This is a genomic window from Mycobacterium tuberculosis complex sp. N0072, from assembly GCF_030323725.1.
GTDB classification, from domain to species: domain Bacteria; phylum Actinomycetota; class Actinomycetes; order Mycobacteriales; family Mycobacteriaceae; genus Mycobacterium; species Mycobacterium tuberculosis.
In genome coordinates this window covers 296313-318001 of record NZ_CP040689.1, presented here as the reverse complement: position 1 = coordinate 318001, position 21689 = coordinate 296313, and the positions used below count along the sequence as shown (strand labels likewise).

The window sequence follows — 21689 nt, the reverse complement described above, 5'->3', positions numbered from 1 at the left end:
GCGATACCCTCACGCTGTGCGACAGGGATGCAGCCGCCGGGGATTCTTGCAGGTCGCCGAGGCTGCAGCAGCCACCGGGCTGTTCGCGGGCTGTTCATCGCCCAAACCCCCGCCGGGCACTCCTGGCGGCGCGGCGGTAACTATCACCCACCTGTTCGGTCAGACCGTCATCAAAGAGCCACCCAAGCGCGTGGTCAGCGCCGGCTACACCGAGCAGGACGACTTGCTCGCGGTCGATGTGGTGCCCATCGCGGTGACCGACTGGTTCGGTGACCAGCCGTTTGCGGTGTGGCCGTGGGCGGCGCCCAAGCTCGGCGGGGCGCGGCCGGCGGTATTGAACCTGGACAACGGGATTCAGATCGACCGAATCGCCGCCTTAAAACCCGACCTGATCGTGGCGATCAACGCCGGGGTGGACGCCGATACCTATCAGCAGCTGTCGGCGATCGCCCCGACCGTCGCCCAGTCCGGCGGCGACGCATTCTTCGAGCCGTGGAAGGACCAGGCCAGGTCGATCGGCCAGGCGGTGTTTGCGGCCGACCGGATGAGGTCGCTGATCGAGGCCGTCGACCAGAAGTTCGCCGCGGTGGCGCAGCGGCATCCGCGCTGGCGGGGCAAGAAGGCGCTGTTGCTGCAGGGTCGCCTCTGGCAGGGCAACGTGGTCGCAACCCTGGCGGGCTGGCGAACTGACTTCCTCAACGACATGGGTCTGGTGATCGCCGACAGCATCAAACCCTTCGCCGTCGATCAGCGCGGCGTCATTCCGCGCGATCACATTAAAGCGGTGCTTGATGCCGCCGATGTGCTGATCTGGATGACCGAGAGCCCCGAGGACGAGAAGGCGTTGTTGGCCGACCCGGAGATTGCGGCGTCGCAGGCAACCGCCCAGCGGCGCCACATCTTCACTTCCAAGGAACAGGCCGGAGCCATCGCCTTCTCGTCGGTGCTGAGTTATCCCGTGGTGGCCGAGCAACTGCCGCCACAGATCAGCCAGATCTTGGGCGCATGAGCATTTGCTAAGGCACCTCTGGCAGTCTCGAAAATCCCTGGCCGAGCCGAAGATTGCAGCGCTACCGTCGACGCATGAGTGTGATGGACGTCTTTATGGACGCGGCATTGGCCTGCACCGTGCTCGACTACGGCGACCATGCGCTGATGCTGCAATGTGACAGCACCGCTGACGCAATGGCATGGACCGATGCATTGCGAGCCGCGGCGCTACCCGGTGTGGTCGACATCGTTGCGGCCTCGCGCACCGTATTGGTGAAGCTGGACGCGCCCCGCTACCAAGGGGTCACCCGTCAGCGGCTGCGCAGGTTGCGGGTCACCCCCGAGGCGGTGGCTGCGGCCGATCACCGATGCGACCTGGTAATCGACGTCGTCTACGACGGCCCAGACCTCGCCGAGGTCGCCCGCTGCACCGGCCTGACCACCGCAGCGGTCATCAACGCCCACACCGCCACCGGATGGCGGGCGGGATTCAGTGGGTCCGCCCCGGGGTTCGCCTACCTGATCGACGGCGACCCGAGCCTGCGGGTGCCGCGCCGGCCCGAACGGCGCACCTCGATGCCGCCCGGATCGGTCGCCCTCGCCGACGGATTCAGCGCGATATATCCATCTCAAGCGCCCAGCGATTGGCAGATCATCGGCCACACCGACGCGGTCCTGTGGGATGTCGACCGACCCCAGCCGGCGCTGCTCACACCGGGCATGTGGGTTCAGTTCCGGGCCGCCTGAGCTGGAGGAAGCAGCCATGACAACACTGGAAATCCTGCGCAGCGGACCGCTGGCCCTCGTCGAAGACCTCGGCCGTGCCGGACTGGCCCATCTCGGTGTCGGTCGATCCGGTGCCGCCGACCGCCGCTCCCACACGCTGGCCAACCGGCTAGTCGCCAACCCCGACGATTGGGCCACGGTCGAAGTGACCTTCGGCGGCTTCTCGGCGCGGGTTCGCGGCGGCGACGTCGACATCGCGGTGACGGGCGCCGACACCGATCCGACCGTGAACGGAATCATGGTCGGCACCAACAGCATTCACCACGTCCGGGACGGCCAGGTGATCTCACTGGGCACCCCACGGGCCGGGCTGCGGACCTATCTGGCGGTGCGCGGCGGCGTCTGTGTGGAGCCCGTGCTGGGGTCACGCAGCTACGACGTGATGTCGGCGATCGGCCCGTCGCCGCTACGGGCCGGAGACGTGCTGCCGGTCGGCGAACACACCGACGACTATCCCGAACTCGACCAGGCACCGGTGGCCGCTATCGAGGAGCATCTGGTGGAGCTGCGGGTGGTGCCCGGGCCGCGCGACGACTGGCTGGTGGACCCGGACGCGTTGGTGCATACCATCTGGATGGCGTCCAACCGCAGTGACCGCGTAGGAATGCGGCTACAGGGCCGCCCGCTACAGCACCGCTGGCCGGATCGGCAACTGCCCGGCGAAGGCGTTACCCGCGGCGCAATCCAGGTGCCGCCCAACGGATTACCGGTGATCCTGGGGCCGGATCACCCGATCACCGGAAGCTATCCGGTCGTCGGCGTCATCACCGACGAGGACATCGACAAGGTCGCGCAGATACGGCCCGGCCAATATGTGCGACTGCACTGGGCACGACCCCGGTCTCGGTTGCCTGGCCAGGGTGTAACACAAGCCTGGTAGACAGGGACTGTGCACACCCAGGTACACACGGCCCGCCTGGTCCACACCGCCGATCTTGACAGCGAGACCCGCCAGGACATCCGTCAGATGGTCACCGGCGCGTTTGCCGGTGACTTCACCGAGACCGACTGGGAGCACACGCTGGGTGGGATGCACGCCCTGATCTGGCATCACGGGGCGATCATCGCGCATGCCGCGGTGATCCAGCGGCGACTGATCTACCGCGGCAACGCGCTGCGCTGCGGGTACGTCGAAGGCGTTGCGGTGCGGGCGGACTGGCGGGGCCAACGCCTGGTGAGCGCGCTGTTGGACGCCGTCGAGCAGGTGATGCGCGGCGCTTACCAGCTCGGAGCGCTCAGTTCCTCGGCGCGGGCCCGCAGACTGTACGCCTCACGCGGCTGGCTGCCCTGGCACGGCCCGACATCGGTACTGGCACCAACCGGTCCAGTCCGTACACCCGATGACGACGGAACGGTGTTCGTCCTGCCCATCGACATCAGCCTGGACACCTCGGCGGAGCTGATGTGCGATTGGCGCGCGGGCGACGTCTGGTAATCCGCTCCGCTGCACGGCCGCCCTCACACGCTGGCGGTAACCGTGTGAGCGAAAGTTCACGCCGGGGTCACTACCGGAAGCGCCCGGGCAACAAAGGATTTCTAGCGTGATCGAGAACGTCGATCACGATAGGGGTCAGTATGGGCCGTTCCCACCAGATCTCCGACTGGGATCCCGAAGACTCGGTGGCGTGGGAGGCCGGCAACAAATTCATCGCCCGACGCAATCTGATCTGGTCGGTGGCCGCCGAGCACGTCGGATTTTCCGTCTGGTCCCTCTGGTCGGTGATGGTGCTGTTCATGCCCACATCGGTGTACGGCTTTTCCGCCGGCGACAAGTTCCTGCTCGGCGCCACCGCGACCTTGGTCGGGGCATGCCTGCGCTTCCCTTACACATTTGCCACCGCAAAGTTCGGGGGGCGCAACTGGACCATCTTTTCCGCACTGGTGCTGTTGATTCCGACCGTTGGCAGCATTCTGTTGCTGGCCAACCCTGGTTTGCCACTGTGGCCGTATCTGGTGTGCGGTGCGCTAGCCGGCCTCGGCGGCGGCAACTTCGCCGCCTCCATGACGAACATCAACGCTTTCTTTCCGCAACGACTCAAGGGCGCCGCGCTTGCGCTCAACGCGGGTGGCGGCAACCTCGGGGTGCCGATGGTGCAGTTGGTCGGCCTGCTGGTGATCGCAACGGCCGGTGACCGCGAGCCCTACTGGGTGTGCGCGATATATCTGGTGCTGCTGGCGGTCGCCGGCCTCGGCGCCGCACTGTACATGGACAACCTGACGGAGTATCGCATCGAGCTGAACACCATGCGTGCGGTAGTGTCCGAGCCGCACACCTGGGTGATCTCGCTGCTGTACATCGGCACTTTCGGCTCGTTCATCGGGTTCTCTTTCGCATTCGGTCAGGTGCTGCAGATCAACTTCATCGCCAGCGGTCAGAGCACGGCGCAGGCCTCGCTGCATGCGGCCCAGATCGCCTTCCTGGGGCCGCTATTGGGATCGCTGTCCCGAATATATGGCGGCAAGCTCGCCGACCGTATCGGTGGCGGCCGAGTCACCCTAGCTGCCTTCTGCGCCATGCTGCTGGCCACCGGAATACTCATCAGCGCAAGCACTTTCGGTGACCACCTGGCCGGGCCGATGCCGACTGCGACGATGGTCGGCTACGTCATCGGCTTCACGGCTCTGTTCATTTTGTCCGGCATCGGCAATGGCTCTGTGTACAAGATGATTCCGTCGATCTTCGAGGCGCGCAGCCATTCGCTGCAGATCAGTGAAGCCGAGCGCAGGCAGTGGTCGCGGTCGATGTCAGGCGCGCTGATCGGCCTGGCCGGGGCGGTCGGCGCGCTCGGCGGAGTGGGCGTCAACCTGGCTCTGCGAGAGTCCTACCTGACCAGTGGCACGGCCACCTCGGCATTTTGGGCCTTCGGGGTGTTCTACCTGGTCGCCTCGGTGCTGACCTGGGCGATTTATGTGCGTCGGGGCCTAAAGAGCGCCGGCGAGCTCGTGCCGGCGACCACCGCACCCGCGGGCTTGGCCTACGTCTAGCGCCACGCCCGAAGCCACAGAGGTGGGTATCGGCAATGGGCAATCCGGCAGCAATTGCCTGGTAACGCGACTGAAACCTCACAGGCCTAGACACGTCATATGGCCCAGGCACACTCGGCGCCACTGACCGGCTACCGGATCGCGGTGACATCCGCTCGCCGCGCCGAAGAGCTGTGCGCATTGCTTCGCCGCCAGGGCGCCGAGGTCTGTAGTGCCCCAGCGATCAAGATGATCGCGCTTCCCGACGACGATGAACTGCAGAACAACACCGAGGCGTTGATCGCCGACCCGCCTGACATTCTGGTCGCCCACACCGGCATCGGATTTCGCGGCTGGTTGGCCGCGGCCGAGGGGTGGGGGCTGGCCAACGAGCTCCTGGAATCGTTGTCGTCGGCCCGGATCATCTCCCGCGGACCAAAGGCAACTGGTGCGCTGCGTGCCGCCGGCCTGCGTGAAGAGTGGTCCCCCGACTCTGAATCGTCGCATGAAGTGCTGGAATATCTGCTCGAATCGGGGGTGTCCCGTACGCGTATTGCCGTCCAGCTGCACGGTGCCGCCGACAGCTGGGACCCGTTTCCGGAATTTCTGGGCGGGTTACGTTTCGCCGGCGCGCAAGTGGTGCCGATCCGGGTTTACCGGTGGAAGCCGGCGCCACTAGGCGGCGTGTTCGACCATTTAGTCACCGGGATCGCGCGACGACAATTCGACGCGGTCACCTTCACGTCGGCACCTGCCGCAGCCGCGGTGCTAGAACGCAGCCGTGAATTGGATATCGAGGACCAACTGTTGGCTGCGCTGCGTACCGACGTGCACGCGATGTGTGTCGGCCCGGTAACTTCGCGGCCGTTGATCCGAAAGGGCGTCCCGACGTCGGCTCCCGAGCGAATGCGGTTGGGAGCCTTAGCCCGCCACATTGCCGAGGAGCTGCCGCTGCTGGGTTCGTGCACGTTCAAAGCAGCCGGCCACGTGATCGAGATCCGTGGAACCTCTGTGCTGGTGGATGATTCGGTGAAGCCACTATCGCCGTCCGGAATGGCGATTTTGCGCGCGTTGGTACATCGCCCCGGCGGCGTCGTCTCTCGTGGCGACTTGCTACGCGTCCTACCCGGCGACGGCAGCGACACCCACGCCGTGGACACCGCCGTACTGCGGCTACGAACGGCTCTGGGCGACAAGAACATCGTGGCAACAGTGGTGAAACGTGGCTACCGTCTCGCCGTTGACAGCCGGCACGATGACGTATGAACCTGATCTTGACGGCCCACGGAACCCGCAGACCGTCCGGTGTCGCGATGATAGCGGACATCGCCGCGCAAGTGAGCGCGCTCGTCGACCGCACTGTGCAGGTCGCCTTCGTTGATGTGCTCGGACCCTCACCCAGCGAAGTGCTTTCCGCCCTTTCCTGCCGTCCCGCAATCGTGGTGCCCGCGTTCTTGTCCCGCGGATATCATGTTCGCACCGACCTGCCCGCTCATGTCGCAGCCAGTGCGCACCCGCATGTCACGGTCACCCCCGCGTTGGGGCCATGCCGTGAGATCGCGCAGATAGTCACCCAGCAGCTGGTGGAATCCGGTTGGCGTCCTGGCGATTCAGTGATCCTCGCAGCGGCCGGCGCGTCGGATAGGCGGGCACGTGCCGACCTGCACACCACTCGGACGCTAGTGTCCGAACTGACCGGATCATGGGTGGACATGGGATTTGCGGGCACCGGCGGTCCGGATGTGCGCACGGCTGTGCAGCGGGCCCGAGACCGGGCCGAAGCCAACCGAGGTGCGCGCCGCGTCGTGGTCGCCTCCTTCCTGTTGGCAGAAGGCCTTTTTCAAGAGCGGCTGCGGGCATCCGGTGCCGATGTGGTAACCCGACCGCTCGGCACCCATCCGGGCTTGGCACAGCTGGTCGCGAACCGATTTCGCAGCGCGGTAGCACGTCAGCAACGGCTGCACCGCTGGCATGGCACGCCGACACCGGTGACGCTTGATCTTTGATCACAGCGGGGTGATCCTGACACCATGGCCCGTAGCCAAGAGCCATCACGCGGACTCCTCGACCCGGTAGCGAAGATGCTGCGGTTGCCCTTCGGCACACCGGATTTCATCGAAAAAATCGTCACCGGAAGCGTCAACCAGGTAGGCCGCCGAACCCTCTACGTGCTGATCACCACCTGGGATGCGGCCGGCGGCGGTCCCTTTGCGGCGAGCGCCATCGCAACCACCGGGCTAGCCAAGACCGCCGAGATCGTGCAGTCCATGTTCATCGGACCGGTCTTCAACCCGTTGCTCAAGATGCTCGGGGCCGACAAGATTGCCATCCGAGCGTCGCTGTGCGCCGCTCAACTCGTCGGTTTGGGCATCATGCGCTACGGGGTGCGTTCTGAGCCGCTGCACTCCATGTCGGTGGAGATGCTGGTCGACGCCATTGGCCCGACAATGCAGCGCTACCTGGTCGGCGATATCGGTCGCGGATAGCCAAATGAGTAAGTCCTAAACTCCGTGCCGTGTGTGCACTGGCTGCGCCGAACGTGTACTGGTGGCGGGGACACGTCGCCGGGCGCTGCCGCCGTGGTTGCACGTTCGGCGCGTCAGCTGGTCGACGACCACGTGGTCGAACCCGAATCGCGCCGCCCCGGCCGACCGAAGCGACTCACCGACGCCGAGCTCCGCCGTCGGCGATGGTCGCTGTGCCCAGCTAAGCGCGACAACTCGGTTTCTGCAGGTCAACGCCGCCTCCAATCCCGCACAGCCACGACCAACTTGGGAACAAAACCGCCGGCCAGGCGCCTGTCGCTGAGAGCTGGGCAGATCGGATGTCGCCTAGTGCAGTGACACATGTGACTGTTGCGACCGTGCGATGTGACCGACCCCTGCTTGGCAAATGCCGCTCAACGTGCAAATCCACGCTCTGCATGCCAATATTCTTCCCGTCAGGCGATGACGATGCAGGAAGCCGGTGAGAATCCGGCGCGGTCCCGCCACTGTCACCGGGGAGCGACCCTCATAAGCCACGGCCACAGGCTGGAAGGCGAGGCAAGCAACGATCCGGGAGCCAGGAGACTCGCGTCATCGCGTCCTGCCACCCGGGGCGGTGTACCCCGAGAAAGCTAACCGGTCATGACGCTCCAAACCTTGTCTAGCGGTCGGGCCACCACCACGCTGCTGGGCCTTAACGTGGCTGCTCGCGACGCGACGACACCTCCGCCGGCGGTCAGCCGCCGATGACCGCCCCGATCTGGATGGCTTCGCCCCCAGAGGTGCACTCGGCGCTGCTAAGCAGCGGGCCTGGGCCCGGTCCGCTGCTGGTGTCGGCCGAGGGGTGGCACTCGTTGAGCATCGCCTACGCGGAGACGGCCGACGAGCTGGCCGCGCTGTTGGCCGCCGTACAGGCCGGCACCTGGGACGGCCCGACCGCCGCGGTTTACGTGGCCGCCCATACCCCTTATCTGGCGTGGCTGGTGCAGGCCAGCGCTAACAGCGCGGCCATGGCCACCCGGCAAGAAACCGCGGCCACCGCCTACGGCACCGCCTTGGCCGCGATGCCAACGTTGGCCGAGCTGGGCGCCAACCACGCCCTCCACGGCGTGCTGATGGCGACGAACTTCTTCGGCATCAACACCATCCCGATCGCGCTCAACGAGTCCGACTACGCGCGGATGTGGATCCAGGCCGCCACCACGATGGCCAGCTATCAAGCGGTCTCGACCGCGGCGGTGGCCGCCGCACCGCAGACCACCCCAGCCCCCCAGATCGTGAAAGCCAACGCGCCGACAGCGGCTTCCGACGAGCCGAACCAAGTCCAGGAATGGCTGCAATGGTTGCAGAAGATCGGGTATACCGACTTCTACAACAACGTTATACAACCGTTCATCAACTGGCTGACCAACCTCCCCTTTTTGCAAGCGATGTTTTCCGGATTTGATCCGTGGCTGCCCTCGCTGGGTAATCCGCTAACCTTCCTAAGCCCGGCCAACATTGCGTTCGCCCTTGGCTACCCCATGGACATCGGATCTTATGTCGCCTTCCTGTCGCAAACCTTCGCATTCATCGGGGCGGATCTGGCGGCGGCGTTCGCGTCGGGCAATCCCGCAACTATCGCTTTTACCCTGATGTTCACCACGGTCGAAGCCATTGGCACGATCATCACCGATACCATCGCGCTGGTTAAAACGCTGCTCGAGCAAACTCTTGCGTTGCTCCCGGCGGCGCTGCCCCTGCTAGCCGCCCCGCTGGCGCCGTTGACCCTTGCCCCTGCGAGTGCAGCAGGCGGCTTCGCGGGCTTGTCTGGGCTGGCGGGCCTGGTTGGCATCCCGCCATCCGCGCCGCCCGTCATCCCGCCGGTCGCGGCGATTGCCCCGAGTATCCCGACCCCCACCCCAACTCCAGCCCCAGCCCCGGCCCCCACGGCCGTGACCGCGCCGACGCCCCCGCCCGGGCCGCCACCGCCGCCGGTGACTGCCCCGCCGCCGGTGACCGGAGCCGGCATACAAAGCTTCGGGTACCTGGTGGGTGACCTGAACTCGGCGGCGCAGGCCAGGAAGGCCGTCGGCACCGGCGTTCGAAAGAAGACGCCGGAACCCGACAGCGCCGAGGCCCCAGCGGCCGCGGCGGCGCCCGAGGAACAGGTTCAACCGCAGCGGCGTCGGCGGCCAAAGATCAAACAGCTCGGCCGCGGTTACGAATACCTGGATTTAGACCCCGAAACCGGCCACGACCCGACGGGTTCGCCTCAAGGAGCGGGAACCCTGGGTTTCGCCGGAACAACCCACAAGGCCAGTCCCGGACAAGTCGCAGGACTGATCACGTTACCCAACGACGCGTTCGGCGGCAGCCCACGCACGCCAATGATGCCCGGAACCTGGGACACCGACTCAGCGACCCGGGTGGAGTGAGAAACCTTCGGGAGACGGATGTCGGGTCTGCTGGTCGCGGGTACGACAAGCGACGCCGGTAAGAGCGCCGTGACCGCGGGGCTGTGCCGCGCGTTGGCCCGACGCGGTGTGCGGGTGGCGCCGTTTAAGGCGCAGAACATGTCCAACAACTCGATGGTCTGCCGAGGCCCCGACGGCACGGGCGTGGAGATCGGTCGGGCGCAATGGGTGCAGGCACTCGCGGCTAGGACCACGCCCGAGGCGGCGATGAACCCGGTCTTGCTCAAGCCGGCCAGTGATCACCGCAGCCACGTGGTGTTGATGGGCAAGCCCTGGGGCGAGGTGGCGTCGTCAAGCTGGTGTGCGGGGCGGCGAGCGCTCGCCGAGGCCGCATGCCGCGCCTTCGACGCCCTCGCCGCCCGCTACGACGTCGTTGTCGCGGAGGGCGCCGGCAGCCCGGCCGAAATCAACCTGCGCGCAGGTGACTACGTCAACATGGGGCTTGCCCGTCATGCGGGACTGCCGACCATCGTCGTCGGTGACATCGACCGCGGCGGGGTGTTCGCTGCGTTCCTGGGCACCGTCGCGTTGCTGGCTGCCGAGGACCAGGCGCTGGTCGCGGGGTTTGTGGTCAATAAGTTTCGGGGCGACTCCGACCTGCTGGCGCCAGGTCTGCGCGACCTGGAACGGGTCACCGGGCGCAGGGTGTACGGCACCCTGCCGTGGCACCCCGACCTCTGGCTGGACTCCGAAGATGCCCTCGACCTACAGGGCCGGCGCGCGGCGGGCACCGGGGCCCGCCGGGTAGCCGTCGTGCGCCTGCCACGAATCAGCAACTTCACCGATGTCGACGCATTGGGTCTTGAGCCCGACTTGGATGTCGTGTTCGCTTCCGACCCCCGCGCGCTGGACGATGCCGATCTGATCGTGTTGCCGGGCACCCGGGCAACGATCGCCGATCTAGCCTGGCTGAGGGCGCGAGACCTAGATCGTGCGCTGCTGGTGCATGTTGCGGCGGGCAAGCCGCTGCTCGGCATTTGTGGCGGGTTCCAGATGCTGGGCCGGGTGATTCGCGACCCGTACGGCATCGAAGGTCCGGGAGGGCAGGTGACCGAGGTCGAGGGCTTGGGTTTGCTCGACGTGGAGACCGCATTTTCCCCCCACAAGGTGCTGCGGCTACCGCGCGGCGAAGGACTCGGTGTGCCCGCGTCGGGGTACGAGATTCACCACGGCCGGATCACCCGCGGTGACACCGCCGAGGAGTTCCTCGGCGGCGCGCGCGACGGACCGGTGTTCGGCACCATGTGGCACGGCTCGTTGGAAGGCGACGCCCTGCGCGAGGCCTTCCTGCGAGAGACGCTCGGCCTCGCCCCGTCGGGCTCATGCTTCCTGGCCGCACGCGAGCGCCGCCTCGACCTGCTCGGCGATCTCGTCGAACGACACCTCGACGTCGATGCGCTGCTCAACCTGGCCCGCCATGGTTGCCCGCCGACCTTGCCCTTTCTCGCTCCGGGCGCGCCATGAGGCCGCCCCACCTACGATGACCCGGTGCGGATACTGGTCACTGGCGGCGTCCGCTCGGGAAAGTCCACGCACGCCGAAGCGTTGTTGGGCGATGCGGCCGACGTCGTCTACGTCGCGCCTGGCCGCCCGGCCGCTGGCAGCGATCCCGATTGGGACGCCCGGGTCGCACTGCATCGCGCTCGCCGCCCACCGACCTGGCTAACGGTGGAAACGGCCGACGTCGCGACGGCTTTGTCCGAGGCACGAAGTCCCGTGCTCGTGGACTGCTTGGGCACCTGGCTGACGGCCATCATGGATGGCGAGGCGTTGTGGTCTGCTGCGACCGCGGACGTCTACGCCGTCCTCGAGGCACGGCTCGACGGGTTGTGCGCCGCGCTGACCGGATTGCCCACTGCGATCGTGGTGACGAACGAGGTCGGCCTCGGGGTGGTGCCATCCCATTCTTCGGGCGTGCTGTTTCGCGATCTACTGGGCACAATCAACCGACGCGTGGCAGCCGTCTGCGATGAGGTACATCTGGTCATCGCCGGACGTGTGCTCAAGCTGTGAGGTTCGCGGGGTGAGCTAGACCGCTACCCGCGCGACCTGAATGCGGCCTTCGGGTGTGACGCGCGCCGGATACACCGGCACCGAAACGCGCGGATCGTCGAGGCACGAGCCATCGTCGAGCGCGAAAGCCTGCTTCAGGATCGGCGATTGCACCATGGCGCGACCTCCGCGATCACCGACGATGCCGCGGGACATCACCGCAGCACCGGAGAACGGGTCGACGTTACCGACCGCGTGCACCGAGCCGTCGTCGAGCCGGAACAGTGCCACCTGACTACCGTCATCGAGTAACACCCCGACACCACGTCCCGGAATGAGATGGTCGTATGCGCAGGCGGTGGTCCATACCTGAATGTCGTTGAGAAGCGTCACAGTCCCTCCTTTGTCCTCCCGGACTTCATGATCGGACCCGCGGGATACCAATGGACACAGGTACTTTGCGCCCGGCACGCTCGGTGAAGGTCACCGTCGAGTCGACGGCATCGGGGGCGTTGACGAAGGAAACGAACCGGGACAGCTTGTCCGGGTCCTCCAGCACGCCCTTCCACTCGCACTTGTAGTTGGCGACATGGCGTTGCATCGCGGCCTCGAATTCCTCGGCCAGACCCAGCGAGTCCTCGCAGACCACCTCGCGCACATGGTCCAGCCCAAGCGATTCCACCCATGGCGCGGTTCGCTGCAGCCGGTCGGCCGTGCGGATGTAGTAAATGAGAAAGCGGTCGATGTAGCGGATGAGCGTCTCTTTGTCGAGGTCGCTGGCCAGTAGTTGAGCGTGCTTGGGCGTCATGCCGCCGTTGCCGGCGACGTAAAGGTTCCAGCCTTTCTCGGTGGCGATCACGCCCACATCCTTGCCGCGCGCCTCGGCGCATTCCCGCGCGCAACCCGAGACGCCCAGCTTTATCTTGTGCGGTGCCCGTAGCCCGCGATAACGCAGTTCCAGGTCGATGGCCAGCTGCACCGAATCCTGCTGACCGTAGCGGCACCAGTCGCTGCCCACGCAGCTCTTCACGGTCCGCACCGCCTTGCCGTAGGCGTGCCCAGATTCCATGCCGCCATCAACCAGTCGCTGCCAGATCAAGGGCAGCTGATCCACCCGGGCGCCGAACAAGTCGATCCGCTGACCGCCGGTGATCTTGGTGTAGAGGCCGAAGTCCTGTGCGATCTGGCCGATCAAAATCAGGTGTTCTGGCTTGATGTCACCGCCAGGCACCCTCGGCACCACCGAGTAACTGCCGTTCTTCTGGATGTTGGCCAGGAAGTGGTCGTTGGAATCTTGTAGCGAGGCCTGCTCGCCGTCCAAAATGTGGTCGGAGCCGGTGGATGCCAGGATAGAGGCGACCACGGGTTTGCAGATGTCGCAACCCTTTCCGCGTCCAAAGCGGTCAAGCAACCCGGAGAAAGTCCGGACTTCGGTGGCGGTGATGATTTCAAAAAGCTCCGCGCGCGACTGGCTGAAGTGCTCGCACAGCGCCTTGGACTGCTCCACACCCTCGGCTTCTAGCAGCTGCTTGAGCAGCGGCACGCACGACCCACACGACGTGCCGGCCGCGGTGCATGACTTCAGCGCGGGAACGTCCCCACAACCGTCGGCAATCGCGCACTTCAGCTCGCCCTTGGTGACGTTGTTGCACGAGCAGATCTGGGCCGAATCCGGCAGCGCCCCAACACCTAAAGCGCCAGCGCCGGCCCCAGATCCGGCCGGCGCGATCAGCGCCAGGGGATCCCCGGGCAGTTCGGCGCCGACCATCGGCCGCAGCACCCCGTACGACGAGGCATCGCCCACCAGCACGCCACCGAGCAGCGTGGTGGCGTCGTCGGAGAGCACCAACTTGGCATATGTGCGCTTCACCGCGTCATTGATGACAACCTCGAGGCAGTTCTCGGTTGCCCCCATCGCGTCGCCGAAGCTGGCGACGTCGACACCCAACAGCTTGAGTTTGGTCGACAGGTCCGCTTCGGGGAACTCGGCCGACCCGTCCAGCAGTCGGTCGGCCACCACCTCGGCGCTGGTGTATCCGGGCCCGACCAGGCCGTAACACCGCCCGTCTATCGCGGCGACTTCGCCGACCGCGTAGATATCGGGATCGCTTGTCCGGCAGGACAAGTCGGTGAGCACACCGCCCCGGTCGCCGATCGCCAGCCCCGCCGCCCTGGCCAACTCGTCGCGCGGCCGGATGCCGGCGGCAAAGATCACCACCCCAGCATCGATCACCTCGCCGTCGCTCAGGCGAACCCGCGCCCACACCGAGCCATCCGAATGCTTCACCGACTCGATCGACTCGGTACCGGTCCCGACGTGCACCGCGATCCCGAGATCGGCGATCATCCTGGCCAGTAGTGCACCCCCGGCCTCGTCGATCTGTTGGGCCATCAATCGTGGCATCATCTCGACGACGTGTGTCTGCAACCCGAACTGGCGCAGCGCATTGGCGGCTTCCAGGCCCAGCAGGCCGCCACCGATAACCACCCCGCCATCGGTGTGACCGCCGTCCAGGGTGCGCTGGGCGCCGGCGCGGATAGCGTCGAGATCGTCAAAGGTGCGGTAGACGTGGCACGCGGGCAGGTCGTGGCCGGGCACCGGCGGGACGAATGCGTAGGAGCCGGTGGCCAGCACCAGGGTGTCGTAGCGATGCCGTTGCCCTGCCGCGGTGACCACCGACTTGGTTGCCCGGTCAATCTGGGTGACTCGGGTGTTTAGTAGCAACCGAACCCGCTGGTCACCGGCGTAATCGTTACCCGGCAAGGCCAACAGGGCGCGGTCCCAGCTTTCGGTATAGGACGTCAGGCCGACCCGGTCATAGGCCGCATCGCCCTCCTCGGCCAGCACCGTGATCCGCAGCGACCCGTCCGCGTCACGGGCACGCACCGCTTCGACCAGCCGATGGCCCACCATGCCGTGGCCGACCACGACGATCTCGCGAGCCGCGGCAGGCGCGCGCGAACTCCCAGCCGTAGGCATGGTCTGAGGGTATGAGGGGCAAATTACCGAAAAATCGCCGAATGTGACGCACATATGACGCTGTGATCACACCTGGCGACCGGCTGTGTGACAGTGTTCGCTTCCGGTGAACGCCGAGGTGGAACTTAAGCGTGGTCGACTCAGGTTCTTGGTATAGCGGGCCGGCAACGCGCCGGACACAGCTAACTCACAACGAAGCATGAGGAGATAACCATGAACAATCTCGCATTGTGGTCGCGTCCGGTGTGGGACGTTGAGCCCTGGGACCGCTGGCTACGTGACTTCTTCGGCCCTGCCGCGACGACGGACTGGTACCGCCCGGTCGCCGGAGACTTCACGCCGGCCGCCGAGATCGTCAAGGATGGCGACGACGCGGTGGTCCGTTTGGAACTGCCCGGCATTGACGTCGACAAGGACGTCAACGTCGAGCTTGACCCTGGCCAGCCGGTGAGCCGCCTGGTGATCCGCGGCGAACACCGCGACGAGCACACGCAAGACGCCGGAGACAAAGACGGCCGCACCCTGCGTGAGATCCGCTACGGATCATTCCGCCGCTCGTTCCGGCTGCCCGCGCACGTCACCAGCGAGGCCATCGCGGCTTCCTATGACGCCGGTGTGCTGACCGTCCGGGTTGCCGGCGCCTACAAGGCCCCAGCCGAAACTCAGGCGCAGCGCATCGCCATCACGAAGTAGTTCGCGATACGGCATGATCCGGCCGGGCCGATGGGTCCGCCGGATCATGCCATTGGGCCGAGTAGACCCAACGACTCCGTCCGTCGATAGCTAGTATCGGGAGCGTACTGTGATCTGTAACACCGCCAGCCCAGGGAGCACCCATTGTCCACGACTGCCGAACTCGCCGAACTGCACGACCTCGTCGGCGGACTGCGGCGGTGCGTGACCGCACTGAAGGCGCGATTCGGCGACAACCCGGCAACGCGTCGCATCGTGATCGATGCCGACCGGATCCTCACCGACATCGAATTGCTCGACACCGACGTCTCTGAATTAGACCTGGAACGGGCCGCCGTACCGCAACCCAGCGAGAAAATCGCCATCCCCGACACCGAGTACGATCGCGAATTTTGGCGCGATGTCGACGATGAGGGTGTCGGAGGTCACAGGTACTGAACAACCGAGCCCCCCAGAAAAAGGGGGCCGTTCTCTGTGTACCCTTCGACGAGATAACACGCGAAGAGGATCACATTAGATGAGCGCACCCACGGCGAACCGTCCTGCGATCGGCGTTTTCACACCCACCCGCGCACAAATCCCAGAACGGACGCTTCGCACCGACCTCTGGTGGTTGCCACCGCTGCTGACCAACCTCGGTCTTTTGGCGTTCATCTGCTATGCGACCACTCGGGCGTTCTGGGGCAGCCAATACTGGGTGGAAAAATATCATTACCTGACGCCGTTCTACTCGCCGTGCGTCAGCGCGTCCTGCCAGCCCGGCGCCAGTCATCTCGGCGTCTGGTTCGGGCATTTTCCAGGGTGGATTCCGTTGGGAGCGATGGTATTACCGTTCCTGCTTGGATTCCGGCTCACCTGCTATTATTACCGCAAGGCCTACTACCGGTCGGTATGGCAGTCGCCGACAAGCTGCGCAGTGCCCGAGCCGCGGGCTCATTACACCGGTGAAACCCGGCTTCCGCTGATCGTCCAGAACACCCACCGGTATTTCTTCTATATCGCGGTGGTGGTGTCGCTGATCAACACCTATGACGCGATCGCGGCATTTCACTCGCCGTCCGGATTCGGCTTCGGTTTGGGCAATGTCATTTTGACGATCAATGTGGTTCTGCTGTGGGCATACACCATCTCGTGCCATTCGTGCCGGCACGCCACCGGCGGTCGGCTCAAGCATTTCTCCAAGCACCCAGTGCGATACTGGATCTGGACACAGGTCAGCAAGCTCAATACCCGACACATGCAATTCGCGTGGATCACGCTGGGGACCCTGGCGCTCACCGATTTCTACATCATGCTGGTGGCCAGTGGCAGCATCACAGATCTCAGATTTATTGGCTGAAGGATCGTTTCAGAAGCTGAGCGAGGTTTTATGGTTGAGGTCGAGCGGCACTCCTACGACGTAGTCGTGATCGGTGCCGGCGGCGCGGGGTTACGCGCGGTCATCGAGGCGCGGGAACGCGGCTTGAAAGTAGCCGTCGTGTGCAAATCCCTATTCGGCAAGGCCCACACGGTCATGGCCGAAGGCGGCTGCGCGGCCGCGATGGGCAACGCCAACCCGAAGGACAATTGGAAGACTCACTTCGGCGACACGATGCGCGGTGGAAAGTTCCTGAACAACTGGCGTATGGCCGAGCTGCACGCCAAGGAGGCGCCGGACCGGGTCTGGGAGTTGGAGACCTACGGCGCGCTGTTCGACCGCACCGACGATGGCCGAATCAGTCAGCGCAACTTCGGCGGACACACCTATCCGCGACTGGCGCACGTCGGCGACCGCACCGGCCTGGAGTTGATCCGCACCCTGCAGCAAAAGGTTGTCTCGCTGCAGCAGGAGGACCACGCCGAGCTCGGCGACTACGAAGCGCGGATCAAAGTGTTCGCCGAATGCACCATCACCGAACTGCTCAAGGACCAAGGCGCGATCGCCGGAGCCTTCGGCTACTGGCGGGAAAGCGGCCGGTTCATCGTGTTCGAGGCGCCAGCGGTGGTGCTTGCCACTGGCGGGATCGGCAAGTCGTTCAAGGTGACATCCAACTCCTGGGAGTACACCGGAGACGGGCACGCGTTGGCACTGCGGGCCGGGGCGACGCTGATCAACATGGAGTTCGTCCAGTTCCACCCGACGGGCATGGTGTGGCCGCCCAGTGTCAAGGGAATTCTGGTCACTGAGGGTGTTCGCGGCGACGGCGGAGTGCTCAAAAACTCGGAGAACTCTCGCTTCATGTTCGACTACATTCCGCCGGTGTTCAAGGGCCAGTACGCCGAGACGGAGGAAGAGGCCGACCAGTGGCTTAAGGACAACGACTCGGCCCGACGCACCCCGGACTTGCTGCCCCGCGACGAGGTCGCGCGCGCGATCAACTCAGAGGTCAAGGCCGGCCGCGGTACCCCGCACGGCGGCGTCTACCTCGACATCGCATCCCGGCTGACACCCGCCGAGATCAAACGGCGATTGCCGTCGATGTATCACCAGTTCAAAGAGCTCGCTGAAGTCGATATCACAACGCAGGCAATGGAAGTCGGGCCGACGTGTCACTACGTGATGGGCGGTGTCGAAGTAGACGCGGACACCGGCGCCGCCACGGTGCCAGGCCTGTTCGCTGCCGGTGAGTGTGCCGGCGGTATGCACGGCTCCAACCGGCTGGGCGGCAATTCGCTGTCCGATCTGCTGGTATTCGGCCGGCGGGCCGGCCTGGGCGCAGCGGATTACGTACGGGCACTGAGCAGCCGGCCAGCGGTTTCAGCGGAGGCTATCGATGCGGCGGCCCAGCAGGCGCTGAGCCCCTTCGAAGGACCGAAAGACGGCTCGGCGCCGGAGAATCCGTACGCGCTGCATATGGACTTGCAGTACGTGATGAACGATCTGGTCGGTATCATCCGCAACGCCGACGAAATATCCAGGGCGCTGACTCTTTTGGCCGAGCTGTGGTCGCGCTACCACAACGTACTCGTCGAAGGTCACCGTCAATACAATCCGGGCTGGAACCTGTCCATCGACCTGCGCAACATGTTGCTGGTCAGCGAGTGCGTGGCCAGAGCTGCGCTACAGCGCACCGAAAGCCGAGGCGGCCACACCCGAGACGACCATCCCGGTATGGACCCCAACTGGCGCAGGATCTTGCTGGTATGCCGGGCCACCGAAACCATGGGCACCGGTGGCAGCGGGTCCGGCGACTCCAACTGCCACATCAACGTCACCCAGCAGCTGCAAACGCCCATGCGACCCGACTTGCTGGAGCTCTTCGAGATCTCGGAGTTGGAGAAATACTACACCGACGAAGAGCTGGCCGAGCATCCAGGACGGAGAGGCTAAATGACGTACAGCGCGAGTATGCGGGTGTGGCGCGGAGACGAAAGCTGTGGCGAACTCCGCGAATTCACCGTGGAGGTCAACGAGGGCGAGGTCGTGCTGGACGTCATCCTCCGTCTACAACAGACGCAGACACCGGATCTCGCAGTGCGCTGGAATTGCAAAGCTGGCAAGTGCGGATCCTGCTCGGCCGAGATCAACGGCAAACCGCGACTGATGTGCATGACGCGGATGTCGACATTCGACGAGGACGAGATCGTCACGGTCACCCCAATGCGGACGTTTCCGGTGATTCGCGATCTTGTTACCGACGTCTCGTTCAACTACCAAAAAGCGCGCGAGATCCCGTCTTTCGCGCCACCCAAGGAGCTACAGCCCAGCGAGTACCGAATGGCGCAAGTCGACGTTGCACGCTCGCAGGAGTTCCGCAAGTGCATTGAATGCTTCCTGTGCCAAAACGTCTGCCACGTAGTTCGCGATCACGAGGAAAACAAGGATGCGTTCGCCGGCCCCCGCTTCCTGATGCGAATCGCCGAACTCGAAATGCATCCGCTGGACACCCGGGACCGACGCAGCCAAGCACAGGAAGAGCACGGCCTGGGCTACTGCAATATCACCAAGTGCTGCACCGAAGTGTGCCCAGAAAACATCAAGATCACCGACAATGCCCTGATCCCGATGAAAGAACGGGTCGCCGACCGCAAGTATGATCCGGTGGTATGGCTGGGCAGCAAGCTGTTTCGCCGCTAACCCCCGGTTTTAGGTCGGGAAGTGCGCGAAACCTGAGGCAAGCCACGAACATCCACGGACTTGGCTGGAGCGAACCGCGTCGCTGAGTAGGCAGCCGTCAGGTTCAACAGCAGAACGATCATCACCGGCCACACCGCATCGTGATCCTGGGCAATCAACCCCAGCGCCAAACCCATACCGACTAAGCCTGCGTTGATGACGAGCTGGCCGAAGGAGATGAGGGATGTTCGCAGGCCGGGTTCGGCGTCACGGGCAATCCACAGTTGGCCTGCGGTGAATACGCTTTGATTGGCGATGGATACCAGTGCAATCACCAGACCGATGGCGACGACGTTGGGCCACGCTCCGGCCAAATCGAATGCGATGGATAGCACTGCCGCGGCGATGCTAACGAGTGCACTGCCGACAAACAAACCGACCAGGCCAAATCTCTCCCGGACGCGGTTCCACAACGCGATCCCACCCAAGAGTCCGACGCAGACGAAAAGGACGACGGCAACGACCTCGTCGGGCTGGTCCCCGGGTACGGCGGCGACGCGAATGCTGTGGAACGAGGACCCGAGCACGACCGAGCCAAAGAGTACCTGCACAAGCAGGTACCGACGATACCAACCATTGGTTCGGATAGCCGTCCAACCGACGTACACGAGTTTGTGCAGACCGGGCGCCGCATGGACCCTGGGGACGATCCGGTGAGGCAATGCCCGGCATATGGCCGCCGAGATAGCCATTGCCACGGCTGCCGTCCACAGTAGGTGAATGTTCCTGCTTAATGGGTGTTGGTCGGGTACGAATGACAGCGTCGCCGCCACCACGGCCGTCAAAGCCGCCCCTACTCCGACCTCGGTAAGAAGAATGCGGGCTCGGGCGGTTCCTGATGGCATAGCCGCCACCAGATCCGCGAAGGCGACGAAGGAGATCGCCGAAACGACCCCGATCAGCGTCACATTGACCACCAATAGGATTCCAGCGACGCTTCCTTTGCCGATGGTTGCGCACAAGGCATTGACGCCAGCCAGGACGGCCAAACAGGACACAATAATGAACAATCGGTGACGGCGTGGAACGGCGGCCACCGCCGGCGGCGCGACCACATTCCCGATCGCCCCACCGGCCGTGAATGCAGGAAAAATAAGAGCCGCTATCCACAATTCGGCGTCGAGCTCGGCTACCACAAACGGTAGAACGATCGAGACATTCCCGAGCTGAAGTGCGGCGCTATAGAAGCCGCTCTGCGCGATTATCAAACGCAAAATACGCTTACTCATGCCATCGGCGCTGCTCACCCGATGCGACGTTTTTGCCACGCTCCACCGCCTGCCGCGAGACCTCAAGTGGGCATGCATCCCACCCGTTCCCGGAAACCGGTTCCGGCGGGTCGGCTCATCGCTTCATCCTGCGTCCTGCCATTCTGCTTTTGGCGGCAGATAGAACTTCCCATCATCGTCATACAAAGACCGGTCTGCGCGCAACGAATGAAAGCGACCAATAGTTGTGCCTCTCAAACATGGGCACGACTACTGGAAGCAAAATGACGTGATCTACCATCATTTATCGCAACCAGAATGGGCCGCTGACCGCTATGTTGTCCGGACAGACCAAGTGGGCGTCCGTATAGACGTTTAGACGCCGAGTCGGCGGAGCACGCTGCGATGGAACACAATGGGCGCTACGTTGGGATCCACCTTGACCTGGTTGACCCGTAAGACCACGATGGTGTGATCTCCCGCCGGGACCAGCTGCTCGATCGCGCTCTCGAGCCACACGCTGGTGCCCTTGATGAAGACGGCGCCGGCGTCGTTGGATACCGTCTCCAAACCGGCGAACCTGTCCCCAGTTTTTGCGGCCAGTGTGCGCACTGCGGCGTCATGGGCCTCGCCGAGCACGCTGATGCCCAGCATCGGCACGCCGGTGAGTTTCGGCCATGTCGTCGAGGTGTTCTGCACACAGAACGACACCAGCGGCGGTTCCAGCGAGACCGGGACAAAGGTACTGGCTGCCAAGCCTTGCCGCACTCCGTCGACCTCCGCAGCGATGGCCACCACCCCGGTCGGGAAATGGCCGAAGGCCTCCCGCAGTGAGGACGGCGTCAGGTTGTTCGTTGAGTTCACCGAACTTCATTCGCCCCTAGAGCCGAGGACGTAGTTTTCGCATCCGACCCTACTCGCCGGACATCCGCGCGCATGTCCGTACCAAGAGGCCGCATCCGCGTGAGCCGATGATCTACGCTGCCAGGCGCTGCCGCCCTAGACTCCGCATATTCTTCATTTGATCGCTATCGCCGC

General features: G+C 64.6%; 20 protein-coding genes and 1 riboswitch. Of the genes, 16 read left to right on the top strand and 4 right to left on the bottom strand.

The window, feature by feature from the left end:
- Nucleotides 1–16 precede the first annotated feature (16 nt).
- The 11 genes from FF952_RS01410 (at nucleotide 17) to FF952_RS01355 (ending at nucleotide 11695) form a co-directional block, all read left to right on the top strand.
- The gene (locus FF952_RS01410; protein ID WP_003401373.1) at nucleotides 17–1009 is read left to right on the top strand and encodes an ABC transporter substrate-binding protein; all 993 of its coding nucleotides are present in this window, start codon (nucleotides 17–19) and stop codon (nucleotides 1007–1009) included.
- 95 nt (nucleotides 1010–1104) lie between these two features.
- Entirely contained in the window at nucleotides 1105–1737 is a 633-nt protein-coding gene (locus FF952_RS01405) for a 5-oxoprolinase subunit B family protein (protein ID WP_003401370.1), read from the top strand.
- A gap of 16 nt (nucleotides 1738–1753) precedes the next feature.
- Complete coding sequence (locus tag FF952_RS01400) at nucleotides 1754–2656, top strand: 5-oxoprolinase/urea amidolyase family protein (RefSeq protein WP_003401367.1); 903 nt, start codon at nucleotides 1754–1756, stop codon at nucleotides 2654–2656.
- Between the two features lie 9 nt (nucleotides 2657–2665).
- A complete protein-coding gene (gene aac(2')-Ic / locus FF952_RS01395; protein WP_003899880.1) occupies nucleotides 2666–3211 on the top strand; it encodes an aminoglycoside N-acetyltransferase AAC(2')-Ic in 546 nt (181 codons plus the stop codon).
- Nucleotides 3212–3351: 140 nt separating this feature from the next.
- Nucleotides 3352–4761: an MFS transporter gene (locus tag FF952_RS01390; RefSeq protein ID WP_003401360.1), complete on the top strand. Its 1410-nt coding sequence runs from the start codon at nucleotides 3352–3354 to the stop codon at nucleotides 4759–4761.
- 99 nt (nucleotides 4762–4860) lie between these two features.
- Nucleotides 4861–6006: a uroporphyrinogen-III synthase gene (locus tag FF952_RS01385; protein ID WP_003401357.1), complete on the top strand. Its 1146-nt coding sequence runs from the start codon at nucleotides 4861–4863 to the stop codon at nucleotides 6004–6006.
- Nucleotides 6003–6746: a sirohydrochlorin chelatase gene (locus tag FF952_RS01380; RefSeq protein ID WP_003401354.1), complete on the top strand. Its 744-nt coding sequence runs from the start codon at nucleotides 6003–6005 to the stop codon at nucleotides 6744–6746. The genes FF952_RS01385 and FF952_RS01380 overlap by 4 nt, the downstream gene beginning before the upstream one ends.
- A 24-nt stretch (nucleotides 6747–6770) precedes the next feature.
- Nucleotides 6771–7226 (top strand): TetR/AcrR family transcriptional regulator, encoded by a 456-nt coding sequence (locus tag FF952_RS01375; protein ID WP_003401352.1) that lies wholly within the window; start codon nucleotides 6771–6773, stop codon nucleotides 7224–7226.
- A gap of 426 nt (nucleotides 7227–7652) precedes the next feature.
- Nucleotides 7653–7834, top strand: a riboswitch (cobalamin riboswitch).
- A 138-nt stretch (nucleotides 7835–7972) separates the two neighbouring features.
- A complete protein-coding gene (locus FF952_RS01365; RefSeq protein WP_003401347.1) occupies nucleotides 7973–9643 on the top strand; it encodes a PPE family protein in 1671 nt (556 codons plus the stop codon).
- A gap of 18 nt (nucleotides 9644–9661) precedes the next feature.
- The gene (locus FF952_RS01360) at nucleotides 9662–11146 is read left to right on the top strand and encodes a cobyric acid synthase (RefSeq protein WP_003899877.1); all 1485 of its coding nucleotides are present in this window, start codon (nucleotides 9662–9664) and stop codon (nucleotides 11144–11146) included.
- Between the two features lie 24 nt (nucleotides 11147–11170).
- Nucleotides 11171–11695, top strand: a complete 525-nt coding sequence (locus FF952_RS01355) for a bifunctional adenosylcobinamide kinase/adenosylcobinamide-phosphate guanylyltransferase (RefSeq protein ID WP_003899876.1) — start codon at nucleotides 11171–11173, stop codon at nucleotides 11693–11695.
- A 15-nt stretch (nucleotides 11696–11710) separates the two neighbouring features.
- On the opposite strand, the gene nirD is transcribed toward FF952_RS01355, so the two are convergent.
- Entirely contained in the window at nucleotides 11711–12067 is a 357-nt protein-coding gene (gene nirD / locus FF952_RS01350) for a nitrite reductase small subunit NirD (RefSeq protein ID WP_003401341.1), read from the bottom strand.
- Nucleotides 12068–12092: 25 nt separating this feature from the next.
- Nucleotides 12093–14654: a nitrite reductase large subunit NirB gene (nirB, locus tag FF952_RS01345; RefSeq protein WP_003401336.1), complete on the bottom strand. Its 2562-nt coding sequence runs from the start codon at nucleotides 14652–14654 to the stop codon at nucleotides 12093–12095.
- Between the two features lie 213 nt (nucleotides 14655–14867).
- Between nirB and acr2 the strand changes: the two genes are divergently transcribed.
- The 5 genes from acr2 (at nucleotide 14868) to FF952_RS01320 (ending at nucleotide 19404) form a co-directional block, all read left to right on the top strand.
- Complete coding sequence (gene acr2, locus FF952_RS01340; protein ID WP_003900838.1) at nucleotides 14868–15347, top strand: stress-responsive chaperone Acr2; 480 nt, start codon at nucleotides 14868–14870, stop codon at nucleotides 15345–15347.
- A 144-nt stretch (nucleotides 15348–15491) separates the two neighbouring features.
- The gene (locus FF952_RS01335; RefSeq protein ID WP_003401329.1) at nucleotides 15492–15785 is read left to right on the top strand and encodes an Rv0250c family protein; all 294 of its coding nucleotides are present in this window, start codon (nucleotides 15492–15494) and stop codon (nucleotides 15783–15785) included.
- Nucleotides 15786–15864: 79 nt separating this feature from the next.
- Entirely contained in the window at nucleotides 15865–16686 is an 822-nt protein-coding gene (sdhC, locus tag FF952_RS01330; RefSeq protein ID WP_003401324.1) for a succinate dehydrogenase subunit SdhC, read from the top strand.
- Nucleotides 16687–16716: 30 nt separating this feature from the next.
- Nucleotides 16717–18657 carry a fumarate reductase/succinate dehydrogenase flavoprotein subunit gene (locus tag FF952_RS01325; protein ID WP_003401322.1) on the top strand — a complete coding sequence of 647 codons (1941 nt, stop codon included), beginning with the start codon at nucleotides 16717–16719 and terminating at the stop codon, nucleotides 18655–18657.
- Nucleotides 18658–19404 carry a succinate dehydrogenase/fumarate reductase iron-sulfur subunit gene (locus FF952_RS01320; protein ID WP_003401319.1) on the top strand — a complete coding sequence of 249 codons (747 nt, stop codon included), beginning with the start codon at nucleotides 18658–18660 and terminating at the stop codon, nucleotides 19402–19404.
- On the opposite strand, the gene FF952_RS01315 is transcribed toward FF952_RS01320, so the two are convergent.
- Together FF952_RS01315 and FF952_RS01310 are read right to left on the bottom strand one after the other, a co-directional pair.
- Nucleotides 19401–20711 (bottom strand): integral membrane protein, encoded by a 1311-nt coding sequence (locus FF952_RS01315; RefSeq protein WP_003401317.1) that lies wholly within the window; start codon nucleotides 20709–20711, stop codon nucleotides 19401–19403. The genes FF952_RS01320 and FF952_RS01315 overlap by 4 nt on opposite strands.
- Before the next feature lie 315 nt (nucleotides 20712–21026).
- Nucleotides 21027–21515, bottom strand: coding sequence for a flavin reductase family protein (locus FF952_RS01310; RefSeq protein ID WP_003401313.1), 489 nt, complete (start codon nucleotides 21513–21515; stop codon nucleotides 21027–21029).
- Between the last annotated feature and the right edge of the window lie 174 nt (nucleotides 21516–21689).